The organism is Yinghuangia sp. YIM S10712 (assembly GCF_051388935.1).
Lineage (GTDB): Bacteria > Actinomycetota > Actinomycetes > Streptomycetales > Streptomycetaceae > Yinghuangia.
Genome location: NZ_JBPKBI010000003.1, coordinates 578,487 through 584,486 on the forward strand (window position 1 = coordinate 578,487; position 6,000 = coordinate 584,486).

Genomic DNA, 6,000 nt, shown 5'->3' on the forward strand with positions numbered 1-6,000 from the left:
GCGAGTAACTTCCAAAGTTTTCCGGGCTGTTCGCCCATTCTTTTGCCCGCTTCATCCCTGATGCCCCGGTGGCTACGCCCGAGTTGATGCGGTTCACCTGACAAATCCGTGATGTCGCAAGGGGTTTGGGAACCGCACGCACCGGTATGTGGGTAGCGAACGACGGCCGCCCGGAACCCAGCGGGCGGTCGGCCAGGTTCGGCTCCGATCAGGAGGTGGGCTGTCCCGTGCTGCTTCGCGACGCGTCCGCGGCAAATGCCACCAAGGTGGATCCCGCGACCCCGACTGTTACCGTGCCCCCGGCCTGCGCCGGCGAGGCATCCGGGCACTCCGCCACGGCCGACGGGGCCGACGGCGCCCCCGGCGGCATCCCCGCCCCGCGCAACGCCGACGCACCGCCCGCGCCCGCGTCCGACCAGACCCCCGCTCCGGCTCCCGCCGCGCCGGCCGCCACCGAGTCCGCGCTCGACACCCGCGTGCTCTCCCGCACGCTCCTCCTGCGACTCACCGAGGTCGAGGAGGGCTCGCCCGAGCATGCGTACGTCCGCAGCACGCTCGTCGAACTCAACCTCCCCCTCGTCCGGTTCGCGGCGAACCGCTTCCGCAGCCGCACCGACCAGTACGAGGACGTCCTCCAGGTCGGCACGATCGGCCTCATCAAGGCCATCGACCGCTTCGACCCGCACCGCGGCGTGGAGTTCCCGACGTACGCGGTGCCGACCATCATCGGCGAGATCAAGCGGTTCTTCCGCGACACCTCGTGGAGCGTCCGCGTACCGCGCCGCCTCCAGGAGCTGCGCCTCGCGCTCGCCGAGGCCACCGAGGAGTTCTCGCACAAGCACGACCGTGCCCCGACGGTCGTCGAACTCGCCGACCACCTGGGCATGTCCGTCGAGGAGATCCTGGAGGGCATGGAGGCGGCGAACGCGTACTCGCCGGCCTCGCTCGACGCCCACGACCTCGACGACGACCGCGACAACGCACTCATCGCCCGGCTCGGCCAGGAGGACGAAGCCCTCGACGGCGTCGAGTACCGCGAGGCGCTGCGGCCCCTGCTGGCCCGGATGCCACCGCGCGACCGGCAGATCATCATGCTGCGGTTCTTCGGCAACATGACGCAGTCCCAGATCGGCGAACGCCTCGGCATCTCGCAGATGCACGTGTCCCGGCTCCTGGCCCGGGCACTGGCACGGCTGCGCGCCGACCTGTCGGCGTAAGGCCGCCGGTCACACACCGCCGTCGTACCGGGCGAGCAACAGGGCGATGTCGTCCCCCAGTTCCCCGGTACGCCGGGCGATGAGATGCCCCGCGAGCCCGTCCGGGGTCATGCCCCGGCCCTGCTCAAGGGTCGCCAGCATCCACGCCACCCCGTCGTCGAGGCTGAGCCCGCGCGACTCGACGAGGCCGTCCGTGCACAACACCAGCACGTCGCCGGGTTCGAGAGCCAACTCGGTGACGGGGTACCGCGCGTCGGTGTCGATGCCGAGCGGCAGCCCGCCGGGCACATCGACCTGGCGCACCCCGCCCCGGTCCACCACCACCGGGTGCTGGTGCCCGGCACGCACCACCGCGGCACGTCCCGACGACGGATCGAACTCGACGTAGGCGCACGTCGCAAACAGGTCGACCCCCAGCCCCGCGGTCAACGCGTTGGTACGCCGCACCACCTCGCCGGGCCCGTGGCCCTCGACCGCGTACGCCAGCACCGCCGTCCGCAGCATCCCCATGATCGCCGCGGAGTCCACGCCGTGCCCCTGCACGTCCCCGATCACCAGCCCCGCCCGCCCGTCCGGAAGCGCGATCACGTCGTGCCAGTCCCCGCCGACCTGCATCCCGACCGTCGCCGGCAGGTAGCGCGTGGCGATCGTCAGTCCGGGGATACGCGCCGGCCGTCCCGGCAGCAGGCCGCGCTGCAAGCCCGACGACATCGCGTGCTCGTCGTCGTAGCGCCGCGCGCGGTGCAGCGCGCGGGCGAGCAGCGCACGCAACTGCCCGAAGAGCCGGAACTCCTCCGGACCGAACTCGCGTTCCCGGTTGTAGGACAGCACCACGGAGCCGACCGCCTCCCCCGAGGCCACCAGCGGCAGGAACACCCACGCCTGGCGGCCCGCGGCGACCGCGAGATCGCCCAGATGCGGGTAGCGCCGCTCGTATTCCGCACGCGACGTGATGGCGAACGCGCTCCGGCGACGCACCACTTCGACGAACGGCGCGTCGTCGTCCAGTTCCCACACCGGGTGGCCGGCCGCCTGCGGCGGATAGCCGGTCTGCCCGACCACGCGCAGCCGTCCGCCCTGGACCATGCCGACGACCAGGCCGTCTGCCCCGCAGATGGCCGGCAGCCGACGGGCCGCCCGTACGACGTCGTGCACCGTGAGCGACTCGGCCAGCGCCGCGGTCAGCAACTGGATGCGCGCCTGCCGCGCGGCGGTGACCTGCGCCGCCTCGCGCTGCCGCGCGTCGTCGCGGCGCTCGTCGGTGATGTCGACGCAGAACAGCACAACCTGGTCGCGCCGGGGGTGCAGGCGCACCTGAAGCCACCGGTCGTCACCGGGCAAGTGCAGCGTGACCGTCTTCGGGCGGCGCTCTTGGAGCGCGGTGAAGAACGGGCGCCCCCAGCTCTCGCTGTACGCCTCCGGCAACAGCGCGTGCAGCGCACGGCCGAGCACCTCCGCGCGGGGACGCCCGAAAATCTTCTCGCCCGCGCTGTTGCAGTACACGACCCGCCATTCCTCGTCGACGGCCACCACCATCGCCTCGACGTCCTCGACCTGCCGGGCGAGGCTCACGCGCAGGTCCGACACCTCCGTGACGTCGGCGACGACGCCCCGCAGCCGGCGCGGCCCGGTGCCCCCGGGCGGCACGACGCGGCCGCGTACCTCCACCCAGCGGTACTCCGCGTCCGGACCGAGCAGGCGCTGCCCCGAGCTGAACGGGCCGTCGGTGGCGAACGCCTCCGCGAGGTGCATGCGGAACACCGGGTAGTCGGCGGGATGCAGCAGACACAGCACCGGCTCGATCGGGCCGAGGTACGGCCCCTCCTTGCCGAGCAGCCGGGCCAGACGGGCGTCCAGCGCGATCTGCCCGGTCGTCAGGTCCCAGTCGAACGTCCCGGCCCCCGCCGCGTCCAGGGCGTCCAGCGTGGCCTGGAGTTTCACCGCGGCCCGCGACCGACGGCCCCGCCGCCCCGAACGCGCGGGCGGCGGTGACGCCTGCGAGGACGCGCCCGTCGACACCGCGTCCTCGCGCAAGGCGCTTCCGGCGTCCGGCGTGCCCGGCAGTGACCCCGGACGCGGCGGCTCCACCGCCTCCGCGACCCGTGCCCCGATGAGGTCCGCGAACGCGCGCAGGCGGGCGATCACCTGCGAACCGACGGGCATCGGGGCCTGAAAAGTGACCGTGAGTACGCCGCGCACCGGCACCGCGGCGTCCGGCGGGCCGCTCCACGGCACGCAGACGCACGCGCCGGTCAGGTCCCCCCACGTCTGCCGTTCGCGGCGCGGGTAGCGCGCCGCGCCGCCGGCCGGGTCCTCGACGGCGACGACCCGCCCTTCCCGCAGCGCCTCCGTGACCGGCAGATTCTCGTCGACGAGGATGCGGCACCACAGGTGCGAGATCGTGGGCGGCCCGACGAACTCGTGGACGAGACCGGCCACGCCGCGCAGCTCGCCGATGTCCTCGTGCCACAGGTGCACGTGCACAACACCGACCGGCGCATCGTCCCCGAACGTCTCGGCGACCTCGATCAGCAGCGGTTCCAACAGCGTCTGGAGCCCGGGCCACGACCACGCAGGGCTCAGGGCGCCGAGCGAGCGCCGGACAGCGCCTACCGCCAGGGGACCCGCGGCGTCCGCGGAGACATCCCTCGGCCCGGCTCGGGACACCGCCGGACCACGCTTCCCCCGTTCGTCCCCCATCCGGTGCCTCCTCGGTGCTACCCGCGCCGCCGTGGGGCCGCGCCAGGGCTGCGGGGCCCTCCCCCGAGAGCGAAAGCGTACGCCGGGCCGTTCTTCCGAAATCACGCGGTGCCGTGGCTTTGTCGCGCAAGGTTACGGGGCGGATACCGAAACTGTTGGACAACACACCTACAGCAATAGCCGCCCTATCACGCCACTCATGAGCATAAACAACTACGTATCTTGATCGACATTTGCCTGGATCTGATCTATCCCACTACCAATCCTGTGTGATATCAAGAGTTTTGAAGTCAAATGTCTGCTTTACCCGATGCGGTTTGATAAGACCGTGGCTTCTGGTATTGATCTGATGGACACCGACCGGTCCCGATCCGGCCAGACCGGAAAGCTGCCGGTACCAGACGAGCCTGCGATGAGGTACGGATGTCCGCTCTGCTCGACACCAAGCCCGTTCACCACGAACCAGTGCCTCGCACCCGCCCCGAGGTCCCGCACCGCCGGCGCCCCGTCGCGGACCTGGACCCCTTCGACGTCATCGGGGCCGATCTCACTCCGCACGAAGCACGCGACAGCTCGGAAGTACGCCGGATGTCGGCGGCCCTGTTCACCCGGCTCGCCGTGCTGGAGCGCGGCACCTCCGAGCACGGCCGCGTCCGCGACCAACTGATCCGCCAGAACCTCCCGCTCGTCCGGTACGCCGCGAACCGCTTCCGGCACCGCAACGAGCCCCACGAGGACGTCGTCCAGGTCGGCACGATCGGCCTGATCAAGGCCATCGACCGCTTCGACCCCGAACGCGGCGTGCAGTTCCCGTCGTACGCGATGCCGACCATCATCGGCGAGATCAAGCGCTACTTCCGGGACAGCGGCTGGTCACTGCGCGTACCCCGGCGCGTCCAGGAGCTTTGGCTGTCGCTGTCCGAGGCCATCGAAACGCTCTCCCAGGCACACGACCGCGCGCCCACGGTCGCCGAGATCGGCGCCTACCTCAAGGTCACGCCCGACGAGGTCGTCTCCTGCCTGGAGGCCACCAACGCCTACGCGCCCTCGTCACTGGACGCCGCCGACGGCAGCGATGAACGCACCCTCGCCGACCGCCTCGGCTACCAGGACCAGGCCCTCGAAGGCGTCGAGTACCGCGAGGCGCTGCGGCCCCTGCTGTCCCGCCTGCCGGACCGCGAACGCACCATCCTGCTCATGCGGTTCTTCCACAGCATGTCGCAGTCCCAGATCGCCACCGAGCTCGGCATCTCGCAGATGCACGTCTCGCGTCTCCTCTCCCGCACGCTGACCCGGCTGCGCGCCGAACTGGGTGACTGCTGAGGGCACAACGGGTGATCCTTGGCGATAGGGATCGCTGGAGGGAGGCAAATGGTTGGTTATGGCCGCCTTGTCGGGGAGCGGCATACGGAGCCATATGAGTGAATCCATGAAGAGATTTGTCGCCCCGACCGGGCCGCCGTCGCGGACCTCTCCGCACCGGCGGCCCGGTCGGGGCGAGACGCGTACGCCGACCACGCACCACGCAAGGTGACTCTTCGTCAAACCGCCTGCGATGCAAGGGACCAAGCCTGCCCCCGAGCCACTTCTCCGCCTCCCCACCCGAAATACCGACGAACGACCGGAAAAACGCCGGAAGTTGAACATCATCGGACGCGACCGAACAATGAACACCGGTAAAGCCCGGCCATTTCGTCATACGCATCACAAGATCGTGTCGACTGGTCTGTCCGGGCGAGACCCCGACGTAATCTCGGTCGCAGGCCCCGAGGTGCCCGAATCCGTGCGCGCGACCGCACGATCCGGGCAGGCTGGGACGGTGACCTGACACCCGGTCCGCAGACCGCGGTCCGCGCATCCGGGTGGTGGACCCGGGAGAAGAGGAGTGACCCGTGCCGGACGGTTTCGACAGGCGCCCCACCACCGGCGACCGACCGCCGGCGCAGAGAACGACCCCGCGGCGGTACGAAGACGCGGAATTCGACACCGAGCCGTACGACGACCCATACCAGGACGACTACGCCGGCACCTTCGACGAGGACTCCGACGACGCCGGGGGCCGGGGGGGGGGGGGGGGGAGGCG

General features: G+C 70.8%; 4 protein-coding genes. 3 read left to right on the forward strand and 1 reads right to left on the reverse strand.

All coding sequences use genetic code 11. The features are described from left to right. The first annotated feature begins 227 nt into the window (after positions 1-227). A complete protein-coding gene (locus ACRX5W_RS12015; RefSeq protein WP_436788019.1) occupies positions 228-1,217 on the forward strand; it encodes an RNA polymerase sigma factor SigF in 990 nt (329 codons plus the stop codon). Positions 1,218-1,226: 9 nt separating this feature from the next. Here the strand turns inward: ACRX5W_RS12015 and ACRX5W_RS12020 are convergent, their stop codons facing one another. Further along, complete coding sequence (locus ACRX5W_RS12020; RefSeq protein WP_436788020.1) at positions 1,227-3,917, reverse strand: SpoIIE family protein phosphatase; 2,691 nt, start codon at positions 3,915-3,917, stop codon at positions 1,227-1,229. A gap of 423 nt (positions 3,918-4,340) precedes the next feature. Here ACRX5W_RS12020 and ACRX5W_RS12025 point away from each other — a divergent pair, with 423 nt between their 5' ends. After that, positions 4,341-5,240, forward strand: coding sequence for an RNA polymerase sigma factor SigF (locus tag ACRX5W_RS12025; RefSeq protein WP_436788021.1), 900 nt, complete (start codon positions 4,341-4,343; stop codon positions 5,238-5,240). Between the two features lie 569 nt (positions 5,241-5,809). Next, on the forward strand, positions 5,810-6,000 hold a 191-nt coding region (locus ACRX5W_RS12030), incomplete at its 3' end, for a hypothetical protein (RefSeq protein ID WP_436788022.1).